The sequence below is a fragment of the Cellvibrio sp. PSBB006 genome, assembly GCF_002162135.1.
Lineage (GTDB): Bacteria > Pseudomonadota > Gammaproteobacteria > Pseudomonadales > Cellvibrionaceae > Cellvibrio.
The window spans coordinates 1,335,933-1,352,312 of record NZ_CP021382.1; the positions used below are offsets into that span (position 1 = coordinate 1,335,933).

Annotated in this window: 16 protein-coding genes and 1 riboswitch; of the genes, 4 read left to right on the forward strand and 12 right to left on the reverse strand. The window is 51.3% G+C overall.

Translation table 11 applies throughout. From position 1 onward, the window contains the following. The first annotated feature begins 87 nt into the window (after positions 1–87). From xseA to CBR65_RS05525, 4 genes are all read left to right on the forward strand, one after another. The gene (gene xseA, locus CBR65_RS05510) at positions 88–1,443 is read left to right on the forward strand and encodes an exodeoxyribonuclease VII large subunit (RefSeq protein WP_087465928.1); all 1,356 of its coding nucleotides are present in this window, start codon (positions 88–90) and stop codon (positions 1,441–1,443) included. Positions 1,444–1,487: 44 nt separating this feature from the next. After that, positions 1,488–1,607: riboswitch (TPP riboswitch) on the forward strand. A gap of 57 nt (positions 1,608–1,664) precedes the next feature. Next, the gene (gene thiO / locus CBR65_RS05515) at positions 1,665–2,753 is read left to right on the forward strand and encodes a glycine oxidase ThiO (protein ID WP_198300878.1); all 1,089 of its coding nucleotides are present in this window, start codon (positions 1,665–1,667) and stop codon (positions 2,751–2,753) included. Positions 2,754–2,759: 6 nt separating this feature from the next. Beyond that, positions 2,760–2,963: a sulfur carrier protein ThiS gene (gene thiS / locus CBR65_RS05520; RefSeq protein ID WP_087465929.1), complete on the forward strand. Its 204-nt coding sequence runs from the start codon at positions 2,760–2,762 to the stop codon at positions 2,961–2,963. Between the two features lies 1 nt (position 2,964). Beyond that, positions 2,965–3,759 carry a thiazole synthase gene (locus tag CBR65_RS05525; RefSeq protein WP_087465930.1) on the forward strand — a complete coding sequence of 265 codons (795 nt, stop codon included), beginning with the start codon at positions 2,965–2,967 and terminating at the stop codon, positions 3,757–3,759. Positions 3,760–3,816: 57 nt separating this feature from the next. Here CBR65_RS05525 and CBR65_RS05530 read toward each other — a convergent pair whose 3' ends face one another. From CBR65_RS05530 to CBR65_RS05585, 12 genes are all read right to left on the reverse strand, one after another. After that, positions 3,817–5,253: an HD-GYP domain-containing protein gene (locus tag CBR65_RS05530; protein ID WP_087465931.1), complete on the reverse strand. Its 1,437-nt coding sequence runs from the start codon at positions 5,251–5,253 to the stop codon at positions 3,817–3,819. A 46-nt stretch (positions 5,254–5,299) separates the two neighbouring features. Beyond that, positions 5,300–6,196 (reverse strand): AEC family transporter, encoded by an 897-nt coding sequence (locus CBR65_RS05535; RefSeq protein WP_087465932.1) that lies wholly within the window; start codon positions 6,194–6,196, stop codon positions 5,300–5,302. 144 nt (positions 6,197–6,340) lie between these two features. Continuing rightward, positions 6,341–7,738, reverse strand: coding sequence for a ribosome biogenesis GTPase Der (der, locus tag CBR65_RS05540; RefSeq protein WP_087465933.1), 1,398 nt, complete (start codon positions 7,736–7,738; stop codon positions 6,341–6,343). Between the two features lie 155 nt (positions 7,739–7,893). Beyond that, positions 7,894–9,066 (reverse strand): outer membrane protein assembly factor BamB, encoded by a 1,173-nt coding sequence (gene bamB / locus CBR65_RS05545; protein ID WP_087465934.1) that lies wholly within the window; start codon positions 9,064–9,066, stop codon positions 7,894–7,896. After that, positions 9,063–9,770, reverse strand: a complete 708-nt coding sequence (locus tag CBR65_RS05550; RefSeq protein WP_087465935.1) for a tetratricopeptide repeat protein — start codon at positions 9,768–9,770, stop codon at positions 9,063–9,065. The genes bamB and CBR65_RS05550 overlap by 4 nt, the downstream gene beginning before the upstream one ends. A 72-nt stretch (positions 9,771–9,842) precedes the next feature. Continuing rightward, entirely contained in the window at positions 9,843–11,114 is a 1,272-nt protein-coding gene (gene hisS / locus CBR65_RS05555; protein ID WP_087465936.1) for a histidine--tRNA ligase, read from the reverse strand. A 61-nt stretch (positions 11,115–11,175) separates the two neighbouring features. Beyond that, positions 11,176–12,300: a flavodoxin-dependent (E)-4-hydroxy-3-methylbut-2-enyl-diphosphate synthase gene (ispG, locus tag CBR65_RS05560; RefSeq protein WP_087465937.1), complete on the reverse strand. Its 1,125-nt coding sequence runs from the start codon at positions 12,298–12,300 to the stop codon at positions 11,176–11,178. A 35-nt stretch (positions 12,301–12,335) separates the two neighbouring features. Then, positions 12,336–13,235 carry a helix-turn-helix domain-containing protein gene (locus tag CBR65_RS05565; protein ID WP_087465938.1) on the reverse strand — a complete coding sequence of 300 codons (900 nt, stop codon included), beginning with the start codon at positions 13,233–13,235 and terminating at the stop codon, positions 12,336–12,338. Positions 13,236–13,242: 7 nt separating this feature from the next. Further along, a complete protein-coding gene (pilW, locus tag CBR65_RS05570; RefSeq protein ID WP_087465939.1) occupies positions 13,243–14,025 on the reverse strand; it encodes a type IV pilus biogenesis/stability protein PilW in 783 nt (260 codons plus the stop codon). Between the two features lie 31 nt (positions 14,026–14,056). After that, the gene (gene rlmN / locus CBR65_RS05575) at positions 14,057–15,256 is read right to left on the reverse strand and encodes a 23S rRNA (adenine(2503)-C(2))-methyltransferase RlmN (protein WP_087465940.1); all 1,200 of its coding nucleotides are present in this window, start codon (positions 15,254–15,256) and stop codon (positions 14,057–14,059) included. A 36-nt stretch (positions 15,257–15,292) separates the two neighbouring features. Next, the gene (gene ndk / locus CBR65_RS05580; protein WP_087465941.1) at positions 15,293–15,718 is read right to left on the reverse strand and encodes a nucleoside-diphosphate kinase; all 426 of its coding nucleotides are present in this window, start codon (positions 15,716–15,718) and stop codon (positions 15,293–15,295) included. Positions 15,719–15,913: 195 nt separating this feature from the next. Further along, entirely contained in the window at positions 15,914–16,333 is a 420-nt protein-coding gene (locus CBR65_RS05585) for a SufE family protein (RefSeq protein ID WP_087468938.1), read from the reverse strand. Between the last annotated feature and the right edge of the window lie 47 nt (positions 16,334–16,380).

The following is a 16,380-nucleotide window of genomic DNA, read 5'->3' on the forward strand; positions in this document are numbered from 1 at the left end:
CAAACCACTGATATTGCGTCATTTTTTATCTGAGCTGCCCACCGGGATGGTGGCAGTTATCCACGGTCATCGCCTAGAATAGCCGCCATGCTTACCTCTGATATCTTCACCAGCGGCACAGACCGCGATGTGCTCTCCGTCAGCCAGCTGAATCGCAAGGCGAAACAGTTGCTGGAAACTCATTTACCCCTCTTGTGGGTAGAGGGCGAATTATCCAACGTGTCCCAGCCCTCGTCGGGCCACTGGTACTTCACCCTGAAGGATGAGCAGGCCCAGGTTCGTTGCGCCATGTTCCGCAACCGCAATATGCTGGTTCGTTTTGCCCCCCGCCAGGGGCAACAGGTCCTGATACGGGCGCGAGTCAGCCTGTATGAAGGACGTGGTGATTACCAGTTAATCGTGGAGCATATGGAGGAAGCAGGTTTCGGCGCCTTGCAGCGGGCATTTGAGGCACTCAAGCTGAAGCTGGCCAACGAAGGCCTGTTCGATGATGCCTATAAACAGCCTTTGCCGTCACTGCCGAAACACATTGCCGTGATTACTTCCCCTACTGGCGCGGCCATTCGCGATGTACTCAGTGTGCTCAACCGCCGTTTTCCTGCCATTCCGGTCACGGTGATACCGGTGGCGGTTCAAGGCAAGGAAGCGGCGCCACAGATTGTGCGCGCCATTGACTTGGCCAACCGGGCCGGACTGTTTGATGTGGTTATCCTGGCTCGTGGCGGCGGCTCGCTGGAAGACCTGTGGCCCTTTAACGAAGAAAGCGTCGCGCGCGCGATACATGCCAGTGAACTGCCCATCGTGAGCGCCGTAGGTCACGAAGTCGATTTTACGATTGCGGATTTTGTGGCTGACCTGCGCGCGCCCACACCCTCCGCCGCGGCCGAATTACTGGTGCCCGATGCCGAAGACTGGCTGGAAACCTTTGCCGGTTATGAAATCCTCTTGCAGGAAGCCATTGAACGTAAGCTGCAATCATTCAAACAACGGCTGGAATGGCTACGCACTCGCCTGCGCCACCCCGGCGAACGGCTTCAGCAGCAAGCCCAGCGACTTGATGGACTGGAGTTACGTCTGGTGCGCGCCGTGGATCATCAGCTGCTGCGCTGCCATACGCGCCTGAATACGCTGGTATTGCGCCAAAAACCTTTACAGCCCAGGTTGCGTATCAATCAGCTCAGCCAGCAAGTGTCGCAGCATCACGCCACCCTGGTAAAAAATATGCAGCGCCATTTACGGGCGCAGCAGCAACGGCTGGCGGAAGCAGCGCGCCTGCTGCAAACCGTGAGCCCGTTGAACACCTTGCAGCGGGGCTATGCCATCGCGACGGATTCACATCACAAGGTCATCACCAACAGCAGCCAAGTTGCGCCGGGCGACAGCATCAACGCTCGCCTGGCTGAGGGAGAGTTGCAATGTCGGGTCGAAAAAATTCTTTCCTGATCCGGTTTGTTCGTTGCAGCTCGTGCATCACCCAAGTATATTGAACGCGCTTGTCGGGGCGCCTCGGTGTTCATTGTGAACATACGGAGGCTGAGATCGGTACGGCCGAACCCGTTGAACCTGATCAGGTTGATACCTGCGGAGGGAACAAGGTGTTGCTTTGCTCCCTTCCCGCTCCGCCATCTGATCACTCTTGTCATTCGTACTCTTATCGAGACCTTGTGAACAGCAAACAACCCAATTCCATTGCCATTGCCGGGGCCGGCCTACTCGGGCGCCTACTGGCCTGGCGTTTGTTGCGTGCCGGTGCACGCGTAACGCTCTATGAAGCCGGTGCATTGTCACCCTCCCCGGCTGCTGCCTTCACCGCTGCCGGTATGATTTCGCCATTGAGCGAAGCCGTTGTATCTGAATACGCTGTTTATGAAATGGGGCTGTTCGCGTTGCGGCAATGGCCGCAGTGGCTCAGCGAACTACATCACCCGTCGCTAACCCCCTTGTTTTCACAACGCGGCAGCCTGGTGGTTGCTCATCCGCAGGATGTCAGCGAACTGCAACAATTTGCGCAGGAGTTGCATTTTGTTTTGCAGAAACCGGTCGGCTACCGCTGGGTTACGCGCGAAGAGATTCGTCAGCTGGAGCCGGATTTACACGAGGGATTTCACAACGGCTTGTTGCTGGAAGACGAAGGGCATATCGACAATCGCCAGCTGCTGGATGTATTGCTGAATGAAATCCGCACGTCCGGCGGTGAATGTATTGAGCACTGCCCTGTCACAGTCAGTGCGCACACCATCACCACAAAAACAGACCAAAGAACTTACGATCTGGTGATTGATTGTCGCGGCATGGGCGCTAAAAACCCAGCCAATCAACTGCGCGGGGTTCGCGGTGAAACGCTGCATGTTGAAACCCGGGAAATCACCTTGCAGCGCCCGGTACGCTTGATGCACCCGCGTTACCAACTTTACATCGTGCCCAAACCGGATCATCGCTTTGTGATCGGTGCGACGCAGATTGAAAGCGAAGATCGCTCGCCGGTGACCCTGCAGTCATCACTGGAATTAAGTAGCGCGCTTTACACACTTTCACCGGCATTTGCCGAAGCGAGAATCCTGGAGCTTGGTGTGAATCTGCGTCCTGCTTTTATGGACAATATGCCAAAGGTTGATAGTCAGCCCGGTCTAATGTGCGCGAACGGTTTATTTCGCCATGGATTTCTTTTGGCACCAGCTGTGGTCAGCTACATAGTGGCTTGCATTCAAGATACATCCGAGAAACCTTTTCAATCCATCCTGACAGCGCGTTAATTTTTTATGATTCAACTCAGTTTAAACAATACACTTACCGAAATTGCTGAAAATACATTACTCAGTGATGCCATTGTTGCCTGGGGTTTTGCAGACAGCAAAATTGCTGTAGCCATCAACGGCGAATTTGTACCCCGCTCCTCTTACAGCGAATATCGTCTGCAAGCACATGATGAAATTGATATTGTCAAACCTGTGGGAGGTGGTTGAGATGCGTGATGATCTGACACTGTATGGCAAAACATTTTCCAGTCGTTTTTTATTGGGAACCGCGCTTTATGCTTCTCCGCAAATCATGCGCGATGCCATTGTTAAATCCCGCAGTGAAATCGTCACCCTAGGCTTGCGACGGCAGAATCCGGCCAACCGCGATGGGGATGCGATCTGGCAATACATTCAGGACAGCGGTTGCAAATTATTGCCTAATACCGCCGGCTGCAAATCGGTGAAAGAAGCGGTAACGCTCGCAGAAATGTCGCGCGAATTATTCACTACGGATTGGATAAAACTGGAAGTAATCGGGGATGATTACAACTTGCAACCCGATCCTTTCGGCTTGGTTGAAGCGGCTGAAACATTGATAAAAAAAGGTTTTAAAGTCCTGCCCTACTGCACCGATGATTTGATTCTGTGCAAACGTTTGCTTGATGTGGGATGCGAAGTTCTGATGCCTTGGGGCGCGCCTATCGGCACTGGCCAAGGCTTGTTGAATCGTTACAACTTACGCATGCTGCGTGAACGAATCACTGATGTACCCATGATTATTGATGCGGGCCTGGGCGCGCCGTCACAGGCAACCGAGGCTATGGAGATGGGTTTTGATGGCATTTTATTGAACACCGCCGTTGCCAAAGCCCATAACCCACCGCTAATGGCTGAAGCCTTCGCAGATGCGATTGATGCCGGACGCAAAGCCTTTCATGCCGGGCTGATGCAGAAACGCCAAACGGCCAGTCCAAGTACGCCAACCATCGGGCAGCCTTTCTGGCACAACAAATCCCAGTGAGCCTCTGAAAAATTAACGTGCTTGCGCTGGCGCCGTTAAATTCGCTCTGAAATTGCGCTATTCAATAATAACGATTTCCCGGTCGTCACGCTTCTCGTCGATGTGCGTTTCCTGCACATCGGTCGAGCTAGCTGGGGACTCCTTTGTGTTGATCTCCGCCTCCAGCGCCAGTTGGACTGTTTTGTCCTTGCAGTTACCCGATGCCGCATAAATCTGGATCATGCGGCTTAAACGTTGCAAGTGAAAGCTGACCTCTTCCAACATCAAATACGCATCTTCGACTTCACGGTACGCTTTTGTTTGGCATTGCTGCTTCACTTGCTCCAGCCATTCTGCATAGTTGTCCTGGAATATTCCTGAACCATTGATCGCCGTAGCAATATGAAAAAAAACATTCTGCAGTGCATGCAGTTTGCGATCGCCGTGGGTAAAACCGAATGACAGCAACAATTTTTCAAACCGCTTAAAACGCGATTTCATGTCGGCTTGCTGTTGAATAAATTTTTCAATAAAGTCCGGCATTTCATCGCCAACTACAACACCGAGTTGCGGTAATTCGCTGCGCCGCAAGATGGTGACCAATACCTCGTAATTGCGATAGAAATAAGCCTGGTTGTTCATTTGAATAACGGGAATCACATCGCGCCAGCTGCGGCCGTGAGGTTTAAAGCGATTGTGATAAACTGCAATCACGCTGTCGGCCAGTGCAATAATTTGCCCCAATAGCGACAGCTCACTCTCCACTTTACCCGTCGGATAGCCCGTACCATCACAACGCTCATGGTGCTCCAGTACCGCAAGATTCACCTGCGCAGGCAATCCGTCGATACTCGCCAGGATTTTTTGCCCGATCACCACATGCGCCTGGATTTGCCGCCACTCTTCCGCCGTCAGTGCCGATGATTTATTCAGGATTTCAGGGTTGATATGCAACATACCGATGTCGTGAGCCAAAGCGCCCAGAAATACCGCGTTTATATCCTGCCCGGGTAGCCGCATTTCTTTGGCGATCAACATGGCTAACCAGGCGCAATACAATGAACGGCTATAAGCCTCCGGCATACGCTCGGCCAGCACCGTTATTTTTTGTCGCAACAACGGATAGCTTTGATAACTCAGACACTGGTCATGAAGCAGGATGTTGAGGTTATAGCGATCGTGAATAGATTGCAGAATGTCATCTTCATGCATAACTGCAATGAAATCTTTTTGCAGCTGCGCACCATCGATTTCATCGTTGATGGTGATGCATTTTTCGATAGGGTGAAGCAATTTGATGTTAACGATGGCGCGGGTCGCCATGGCGGTAATGGGAGCGCCTTTTTTAACCAGCAATAAACCCTGACTGTTGTAGATATCATCGCTGGCAATGACGTGCCGCGTGTCATTGACCTTCGCCAGATGCAAGGTGTAAGCATCAGCCTCCAGGGGATCGTAGTGACTGCCGAGATTATTATTCACATTTGAAGACGACTTTGACGAATCTCGCAACATCGCTCCTCCATTCCATGACAAGAAGACAGGATGCGGTTGTAAAGGCTTATACCAAAAGGTTACGCCACAACCAGACAGTAAACAAAGACAACAATAAACTATACCCCACCAGGCTGGCCGCCAAGCGGGGCAACAGGTTATAAGACATCGCCAGCACACCGGCAGAAATCATCGCCGGCATGGCAGCCTGCAAGATGATGACATTTGCCGCAGGACCACTGATGTCAAACACCCAAAGAATTAACATCGCAAGCAGCGGGGTAAGCCCCAGCATATAGAATAATCCCAGCCCTATCGGAGCCAGGTATTCCCGTTCCAAGCGTAAGCGGAATTGCAAGCCCACCGCCACCATCACCACTGGTACTAGTGTAGACGAGATTCGCTCAAATGCATGGGACAACCACACGGGATAATCCAGCCACAAGGTAGCAAAGGCAAGGAGGAGTGCAATAAACGGCGGAAAGCTGACGATTGTCTTGAATAATCGCGATACTGTGACACTGCCCCCGGAATAATAAGCGGCCAGCAAAATACCGTAAGTATTCAAAGCCAAAAAGGTTCCAAACTGATCGTAGAGGATCGCGTACGGCATAGCTTGCGAACCCAGCAATGCTTCAATCAGTGGCAAGCCGAGAAAGCCTGTGTTGCCCAGTGGTATGGTTAGCATCAATACGCCCGTTACACCGCGCGACCAGTTAAGCAAACGGGCAGTTATCCAGGTAACCGCCGCCGTCACCGCCATAATGACCCAGGCAAAAACCACAGGAAGCAACGCGTGGCGATCCAGTGTCAGGCGGGGAATTTCAGCTAACACCAGCGCCGGCAGCGCAACGTAAATGACATACAAATTTAACGTGGCCGCCGCGCCTTCCGGCCATCGACGCAGGCGCTGCAACACCAGCCCGATAGCCAGGCAAATGATAATCACCGCTAGATTATTCATGGTTCAATGTGACACGTGGGTAAATAAGTGAGGGATAGCCAAACTATCAATAGCCAAACTATAGATGAAAAATGCCCTCATCAGAGGGCATTCACAGAAGTTTACATAGCTCAGTCAACGAGCAAAGCGTAAAAAATTGCTGAGTTACTTTTTCTTTTTGGTAGCGTGTTCCATTAAACGACGCTTCTTGGCGTATTGGCGAGTCGTTAGCTCATTTTTCTTACCCGCAAAGGGATTCTCACTGGTCCTGAATTCAATACGGATCGGCGTTCCATGCAAATTAAGGACACGCCGATAGGTTTTTTCGAGGTAGCGCACGTAATGTGCCGGAACTTCCCCCGTCTGGTTACCGTGGATAACGATGATCGGCGGATTGTGTCCACCGGGATGCGCATATCGCAGTTTAATACGGCGGCCGGCAACAATCGGCGGCTGATGTTCGCGCACCGCATCTTCCAGAATACGTGTCAGGAAGTTGGTAGAAAATTTATCCGTGGCCGCGTGGAAAGCCTGCTCGATGGATTTATATAAATTACCGACACCCGTGCCGTGCAAGGCGGAGATAAAATGGATATTCGCAAAATCAACGAAACGCAAACGGCGCTCCAGTTCATTTTTGACATATTGCTTGTGAGAATCCTCAAGTCCATCCCACTTATTCAGGGCAATTACCAGCGCACGACCGGCATCAATAACGCTACCCATTAAATGTAGATCCTGATCCACTACACCTTCGCTGGCATCCATCACCAATACAACGACATTGGCATCACTGATCGCCTGCATGGTTTTAACAATGGAAAATTTTTCCACCGACAAGGCGACATTTTTTCGCCGCCGCACACCGGCAGTATCAATCAGGGTGTAGGGTTTATCGAAACGTTCATAATTGATGTAAATGCTGTCGCGCGTCGTGCCCGGCTGGTCATATACCACAACCCGCTCTTCTCCCAACATGCGGTTAACCAGGGTGGATTTACCCACATTCGGCCGGCCGACAATGGCAATCTTGATGCCTGTCGCGACATCTTCAACCGCGTCTTCCAGCGTCTCGGGAATATCGGCCAGAACAGCTTCCATCATGGATTTAACCCCACGCCCGTGGGTGGCTGTCGTCGGATGAATCTCTCCCAACCCCAACTCATAAAACGGCGCCAATGCAACATCCGGGTCCATGCCATCAATTTTATTGGCGATCAGAAATGTTTTTTTGTTGTTGACCCGCAAATGCTTGGCAATCATATGGTCAGCGGACGTCAAGCCATCGCGGCTGTCCAGCATAAATAACACGATGTCGGCTTCCTGAATCGCGAGCAGCGATTGTCCCGCCATCGCACTGTCGATGCCTTCTTCCTCCCCACTGATGCCGCCGGTATCAATCACAATGAAACGCCGGCCCTCGATACTGCCCTCGCCATACTTCCGGTCGCGGGTAAGACCGGCGTAGTTAGCTACCAACGCATCCCGGGAGCGGGTTAATCGGTTAAACAGGGTGGATTTGCCCACATTCGGGCGACCAACAAGCGCAATCACTGGGATCATAACGGGATTTTCGATGGTTTAACGGAAGATAAGATGTCGCAAATGCATGTCGCCATAGGCGCGTCAATTGCGAAAGTTTAAAGACATCAGCCAGTGAACAACGGCGACGTCGTTCACTGGCTGATTGTAGCGCGCGAAACGCTGAGAGAGAAAAGTTATTTCTTTTCTACCGCTTCATAAGCAATTAATTTCCCGCGATTGCCGTAGACATACAGGATATTACCGTCAGTCAACATAGTAGCCCGTGCACCTTTGCGATCTACGCGAGCACGAGCAACAAACTCACCGTCCGCCTGGCGCATTACGTGCAAGTAACCTTTGAAGTCTACCGCCGCCACATAATCACCGAAAACCTGGGGACCGTTCAGCGCGCGCCGCAGCATTTGCTCATTATTCCAAACAACTTCACCGCTCGCCGCGTTGTAAGCCGTGACTTTGCCATCAGCCTGGGAAAGGAACAACAGGTTATCTGACAGCGCAATGTCTTCGCTGGTAGAGGCGTCCTGGGCCCAGATAGCGCTACCGGTTCCACGCGCTAATGCCGTCACACGTCCCTGGAACGCAGCAGCGTATAGAATACCTTCGCGCAGTATGGGTGAAGCATGGATATCAATCATACGCTCCAACTCTGAGCGCCCCTGGGGAATAGCAATACGCTGCTCCCACAGAATCAAGCCGTTCTGCGGGTTAAACGACATGAGGCGTCCATTGGAAAAACCGGCATAAATGGCGGTATCAGTGACAATGGGAGATGGCGTTCCGCGCAAGATCAATACCGGTGGCGGATTTTCGTAAAACCACAATTCATCACCTGTCCTGGCATTCAAGGCATAGAGGCGACCATTCATGGTTTGAACAGCAACCACGTCACCGTTGCTACGCGGAACGGAAAGAATTTCACCGCTCAACTGCTTGCGCCAGACTTCGCTGCCATCAGTATTGGACAATGCGATCAATTCACCGCCCTGATTACCGATAAACAACATGCCTGATTCAGCACCGATGCCGCCGCTAATGTTTTCCTTCGTCTTGCGCTGCCAGAATTTCTTACCGGTCAAACGATCCAGTGCGGTAACGCGCCCTTTACGATCGACGCTATAAATAACGTCACCGTCAATGGCCGGTGTCAAACGGGTAAAGCCTTCGCCCTGCCCTGCACCCACATCGCGCTGCCACACTTTTTTAACTTTAACGGTCGCGTCAAAGTCCACCAGCTCCATCGGTTCGTTACCGGTTTTCTTACTGAATAACGAACAGCCGGATAACAGAATGACGCACAACAGTAACGCCCCGTTCAAGCACCGGATTGACCCGTTTACATCTCTCATTCAGCGGTCTCCTCAGGGGTCGCTGTGGAAGAAACGATGCTGGCGGTGGGTTGCTTCAAATCATCAAGTTTCATTTGCAGCACCATGGAACGTTCCTGTTGCTGCGGCGTAGTCGAGGAAAGCGCTTTCTCATAGGCAGTACGGGCCGCATCAAGATCACCCTTGGCCTTCAATACATCGCCATGAACTTCCGCATACTCGGATGCGAATCCGGTTGTGGGCGGTGTCTGTACCAGCGTCAAAGCCTCATCATAGTTTTGCTGGGCCAACAGAACGCGGGCCAGACGCAAATTCGCTAATTGTTCGGTCGCCAGATCAGGTTTCTGCGATAAAACCCAACGTAATTCGGTAACCGCTTTATCCAGATCACCTTGTGTAACCGCAATCTTTGCCAGGAAAAAAGCCGCGTTGTGGGCATAGAGGCTGGTGCTATCGCCTGCTTTTAACTCAGCAGCCAAATGCTCAGCGGTAGAACGCTCGGCATCACTCAGGGTTTGGCCAGGATCAACAGACACTACTTCCAATAATTCTTCATAGGTTGCCGATGCCGCTTCTGCTTTATTGCGTTGCTGATCTTGCCAGGCGTTCCAGGCAAAATAGGCACCGACTGCCACCACCGCACTGATGATGATGGTCTTGCCATACTCCTTCCACCAACGTTTCATGGCTTCCAGTTGTTCTTCTTCGGATAAATGTACGCTCACAATCGGCTCCTGTAATGATCAATAGCGTTGTTATTGTGGAAATAGAAAATATTCAGTGCAGTATTGGTATCATCAGACCAATGACTGCAAAAGCTGTATCACCTCATCCTGCGACAGCAACACCTGAGGTTGCTCCTGACGCAGATATTTAACGGCCAACTTACCTGTTTTAACTTCATCCTCACCGAGGATCAGCGCGATATCCGCTGTACTTTTATCGGCTTTTTTCATTTGGCTTTTCAAACTGCCACCGCCACAGTGGTTAATAACTCGCAGGTAGGGTAACTCGTCACGAATTCGCTCGGACAATTGCAGGGCCTCTATCTGCACATCACCCATGGCGACGACATAAATATCAGCCTGCTGCTCCAGCCCCTCCGGCATACATTCAGCGGCCTGCAACAATAACACCAGCCGCTCAAGACCTATACCGAATCCAACAGCGGGCGTTGGCTTACCACCCAATTGCTCAACAAGACTATCGTAACGCCCACCAGCACATACGGTACTTTGGGCTCCCAGCTTGTCAGTGACCCATTCGAAAGCCGTTTTTCCGTAATAATCCAACCCACGCACCAGACGAGGGTTTACCTGATATTGCACGCCGTTGGCATCCAGCAAATGTTTGAGCTGTTCAAAATGTGCCCTGGAGTCCTCATCAAGATAATCCAGCAATACCGGCGCATCATCCAATAACGCCTGGGTAGCTGGCTCTTTGCTATCGAGGATACGCAAGGGATTCGTGCTCAAGCGACGTTGACTATCCGGGTCCAGCTGATCACGGCGCGCTTCCAGATACGTCACCAATGCTGCTTTATATGCATTGCGCGATGCCGTATCACCCAGCGAATTCAGCTGTAGTGTGACTAGTTCTTCGACGCCAAGTTCACGCAAAATTCTTGCGCTGAGCAATAAAATCTCCGCGTCAATGTCGGGCCCTGTCATGCCAAAGGCTTCAACACCACACTGATGGAATTGGCGATAGCGACCTTTTTGTGGCCGCTCGTAACGAAACATCGGCCCCATGTACCACAGGCGTTGAGTCTGGTTGTAAAGCAGACCGTGTTCTTCACAGGCACGAACGCAAGACGCTGTACCCTCGGGCCGCAAGGTGACACTGTCGCCGTTGCGATCATCGAAGGTATACATTTCCTTTTCAACAATGTCGGTCACTTCACCGATAGAGCGTTTGAATAAATCAGTGGATTCCAGAATAGGAAAACGAATTTCCTGATAGCCGTAGCATTGCAGGATATCGGCGAGCGTGCTCTCTACGTATTGCCAGTAGGGTGAATCACTGGGCAGCAGATCATTCATGCCGCGAATTGCCTGGATCTTTTTCAAGGTTGTTCCTTAAAGTCTTGCCGCATTGCTAATGGTGTCCACAGCAATGGATTAACTGTATTTACGCGCGGGCGATAATATTGCGCTCGTCTTCTGCCATTTGGGCGAGTTTTTTTTCTGCTTTCTGGCGAATCAGTCGCTCAAGATCATCAACCAGGGTTTCATTACCCAACTTCTGGTTCGGCTCGCCATCGATATAAATCAAATTATTCGGTGTACCGCCCGCCAAGCCGAGATCAGCTTCTTTAGCTTCGCCTGGGCCATTAACCACGCACCCGATAACCGCGACATCAAGCGGCACCGTAATATCCTCCACACGTTGCTCAAGCTCGTTCATGGTTTTGATCACATCAAAATTTTGTCTTGAACAACTGGGACAGGCGATAAAGTTAACGCCCTTACTGCGTAACTTGAGGCTTTTGAGTAGATCCCAACCGACCTTGATTTCTTCTACCGGATCAGCAGCCAGAGAAATGCGGATAGTATCACCGATACCATCCATCAGCAGCGCGCCGAGTCCCACCGCAGACTTCACCGTGCCGGAGCGCAAACCACCGGCTTCGGTAATACCGAGATGCAAGGGTTGATCAATACGCGTTGCCAATTGACGATAAGCAGCCACCGCCATGAATACATCGGAGGCCTTTACGCTAACTTTAAAATCGTAAAAATTCAGCTGATCAAGAATATCCACATGGCGCATTGCCGATTCAACCAAGGCTTCCGGTGTGGGTTCGCCGTATTTTTTTTGCAGGTCTTTTTCCAGTGAACCCGCGTTAACACCGATACGAATGGGAATATTCATATCACGCGCCTTGTCGACAACAGCACGAATACGTTTCTCGCGGCCGATGTTGCCGGGATTAATGCGCAAACAATCCACACCCAGATCTGCCACCCGCAGGGCAATGCGATAGTCGAAGTGAATATCCGCCACCAGCGGAATGTTCACTTGCTTACGAATTTCACCAAATGCTTCGGCGGCTTCCATCGACGGCACTGAGACGCGCACGATATCAGCGCCGGCTTTTTGAATGCGATTTATCTGCTCCACCGTAGCAGCGACATCCGTGGTTTCTGTGTTGGTCATACTTTGCACAGAAATGGGCGCATCGCCACCCACAGGTACATTACCCACCATGATTTGCCGCGACTTGCGACGTTTTATTGGCGACTCACAATGCATATCGATCACCGCGTACAGACTGCAATAACATCATGCTACTCACCTACACTAATGGTCATTACCTTGGTTCCGGCCGATGGGTTAATCGCTACTTCATCGCCGTTGAGCGTCACCCTCACTGCTGGCGCGTTGCCAAGTTTTACACTGAATGGTGCTACTCCCAATAGCGAAACACTGCTGCCCGGCCGCTGCAACTCAGTAGCCAGTACATCGCCTTGTGCATCACTCACCTCAAGCCAACATTCTTCGGCAAAGCTCAGCTCTAACCGATCCAGGGTGCGCTCTGTTGGCGCAACAACGGATGCCGCTTCCTCTGGTGCTTCTTCAACGGCGGGCTCGTCTGTTGTCGTTGTTTCTGCCGCATCAGCACCCTCAACGCTGCCGGGTGCGGCATCTACCGCAGATGTTCGCTCTTCAACGGATTCAGCTACCGGTTGAACCGGCGTAGCGGTCTGCGGCACTGAAGCTGACGGAACCACAGCCGATGGAACTACAGCCGGGGGTACCACGACCGGACGCTCCACCTGGTTATCAAAAAACCAGACAGAAATCAGCCATAAGCCGGCGAGCAACAGAATAAGCAAAGACACGAACACCCATAATTTTCTCGTGGGCGCTTCTTTGCTGATCGGGTACTGAGGTTCAGTCACCAAGCCCTGCGCGGCGGCATGTTGCTGATAGGCAACAATAATCGGTGCGCTGTCGATCTTAAGAAAATTGGCATATGCCCGCAGATAACCGCGAATAAACGTATCGGTATTTAAACGAAGGTAATCATCGCTCTCGATGGACTTCACCTTGGTTACCGTAATATGCAACTCGCGCGCGACCTGTTCCTGCGTTATACCCGCGCGCTCACGCGCTTGCAGCAACATGGTACCCGGCGATACCGGCGTATTTGGAACGTCGTCTGTGGCTTGTTCAAATTCAGTCATTGGCAGCTCAATAACTCATCGTCTGTTTATATTCCAGATACTCTTTGGAATAGGGATAACGGTTTTTCAGCAACAAGGCATAGCTGGCCTCTTTGTCTTTATTACCGAAGATACGCTCAATCCGAATACCGAGTAATAAACTGCGCGCCGTGTGATTGCGCAGGATGGCATATTGATCAAGAAAACGTTTGGATTCCGCGTACTCTTTCTTTTGGAAATTAAGTTCCGCCAGTTCGATGTAAGGTGCCGCCAATTTGTTGTTCAACAAATTGGCATGAGCGAAAGCGCTTTCCGCTCGTGCTGTATTACCCAGCTTGGCTGCCGTTCGCCCGACATTGACCAACACCTCAGCGCGATCTGTGTAAGCAAGATCTTCACCCGCTATTTCAAATTGCTCGAAGGCTTCTTCATAACGTTTTGCACGGTAGAGAAACAGACCAAAATAGTTACGTGCTTCAGTAAAACTGTTGTCCTGCCGCAGAACGCGGCGATATTGTTCTTCGGCCAGTTTGGGCTCGCCCTCTAATTCATATAAGCGCGCTAACACAGCGGAAGCACCGGTAGAATTTTTATCAATTTCAAACGCTTTTTTCAGGTGATGCCGAGCCGATTCCCGATTTTTCTTTTGCACATAGCCGGACGCTAATTTTATGTGCAACTCCAATGCTTTTTCTTCATCAACACTGGAAACCCTGCGCCCTTCCATCTCGGTGACACAGGCAGATAACATCAGAATACTCATCAGGACCAATAGACGTGTGACGATGGCAAACATCAAGTTGTGTTGCATTGTTTTCTCCAGTCTACGATTCAACCTGCAATTATTGTGCGATTATTTTTACCGGTTGAGCTTCATCAAAACGTGCGCGGTAGCGCTCGCTGCGTTTGGTGATGTCGTTGATGGCTCCCGCGAGTTGTCCGCAGGCCGCGTCGATATCATCACCGCGGGTTGTGCGTACCGTCGTAATATAGCCGGCTTCCATCAGGATGTCCTGGAAACGGCGCAAGGCATTATTGCTGACCCGCTTGTAATTGGACAGGTTGAAAGGATTAAACGGAATCAAATTGATTTTGACTGGTACATCGCGCAGCAATTCAGCCAACTGATGCGCATGATGTGGTCGATCGTTAACCTGATCGATCAATGTGTATTCGATCGTGATTTTACGGTGCGTGTCCGGCATGGCCTGGATATAGCGCTTGGCAGAATCCAGCAGCATGGCGATAGGGTATTTTTTATTGATCGGCACCAATTCGTTACGCAGCTCGTCGTTAGGTGCGTGTAAGGAAATTGCCAGACAAGCATCGGTATACTGGCTCAACCGATCAAGTGCCGGCACAACACCGGATGTACTTAAGGTCACACGGCGCTTGGAGATTCCGTAACAGTTGTCATGCATCATCAAATTCATGGCATCGACAACGTTATCAAAATTTAACAAGGGCTCGCCCATGCCCATCAACACAACGTTGGTCACGCTACGCTGGGCATTGGCCTGCAATTGCCCGAAGGATTTTGCTGCAATCCACACCTGGCCGATAATCTCTGCCGCCGTCAGATCGCGGTTAAAACCCTGCTTTCCTGTTGCACAAAAACTGCAATCCAGCGAGCAGCCAACCTGGGATGAAACACATAAGGTACCGCGATCCCCTTCGGGAATATAAACCGTTTCGATAACATTTCCGCCGCTGACGCGGATCAGAAATTTACGCGTGCCGTCAGCAGAATCCAGTTGTTTCACAACCTCCGGCAGACGAATCTCTGCTACATCCTGTAACTTGCGACGCAACTCTTTGCTGACGTTGGTCATGTCTTCGAAATTGTCAGCGCCTAACTGGTGAATCCACTTCATCACCTGTACCGCGCGAAAACGTTTTTCACCCAGGCTCTCAAAAAAAGCCACCAGTTTGGCTTCGGGTAGCCCCAGCAGGTTGACCTTGGCGGTTGACGCAGCCGACTCCACGGCGACAGCGCCATCGGGCGCGGTATTGTCGGGAAGAATGTCTGACGAAGTGACCATGATGCTACCTGTGAGGCTGTTTACGATTGGATAACCTTAGCGTGCGAAGATTTCAACATTGCTGAAGAAATAGGCAATCTCACGCGCAGCGGATGTGGGAGAGTCGGAGCCATGTACGGCGTTGGTATCAATGGCAGTGGCAAAGTCAGCACGGATAGTGCCAGGTGCTGCTTTCTGCGGATCTGTAGCCCCCATCAGCTCACGATTCAACGCAATCGCATTCTCGCCTGACAATACCTGGACACACACAGGACCGGACGTCATGAAGTTAACCAGACCCTCAAAAAAAGGACGTCCTTTGTGCTCAGCATAAAAGCCCTCAGCTTCTTCACGGCTCAGATGCAGCATCTTAAGTGCCACAATTTTGAGACCAGCTTTTTCAAAACGCGCGAAGATTTCGCCAATATGATTCTTGCCCACGGCATCCGGTTTAACGATGGACAACGTCTGTTCTACAGCCATGCGAGACTCCAATCCTGTTTAACAATTAACTTTGGCCATCGCGCAATCCGGCGATAGGCCCCGGGGAAATAGAAAAATCGGCGAATTATACGCGGATCGGGGGACTTTTTATACGGGAAAACCCGGTGAAATCGGGATTGTCGCGATTGTGTGAAAAGCCGCAAGCATGAGCCCCACAGCAGTAGCAAACACCTGTCAACAGGCGGCGGCTGTGTCCTGGATGCGCTTCACCATCGCACGCAACCCGTTGCCGCGGGTCGCGCTTAGATGTTGCAACAGGTTCAGGGCGTTAAAATAGGCTTCAATGTCAAAGGCGAGGATCTCACCCGGTGTTTTGCCGTTATAGGCCGCCAGCACGACGCCCAACAAGCCCTTGACGATAAACGCATCGCTGTCCGCCGCAAAAAACAAACGACCATCGCGCAACTCGCTGATCAGCCAAACCTGACTCTGACAGCCGCGCACCAGGTTGACTTCGGTCCGATGCTCCTCCGCCAGGGGGGGTAGCTCCTTACCTAAATCAATAATGTATTTATAACGATCCTCCCAGGAGTCAAAGAAACCGAGGGTATCGATAATGTCATCGGCGCTGATATCAATGCCAAACTGCGTCATGAAAGGAAATCCAATGAGGTAAATTCCACCGCTATGCTCCAGGCTAT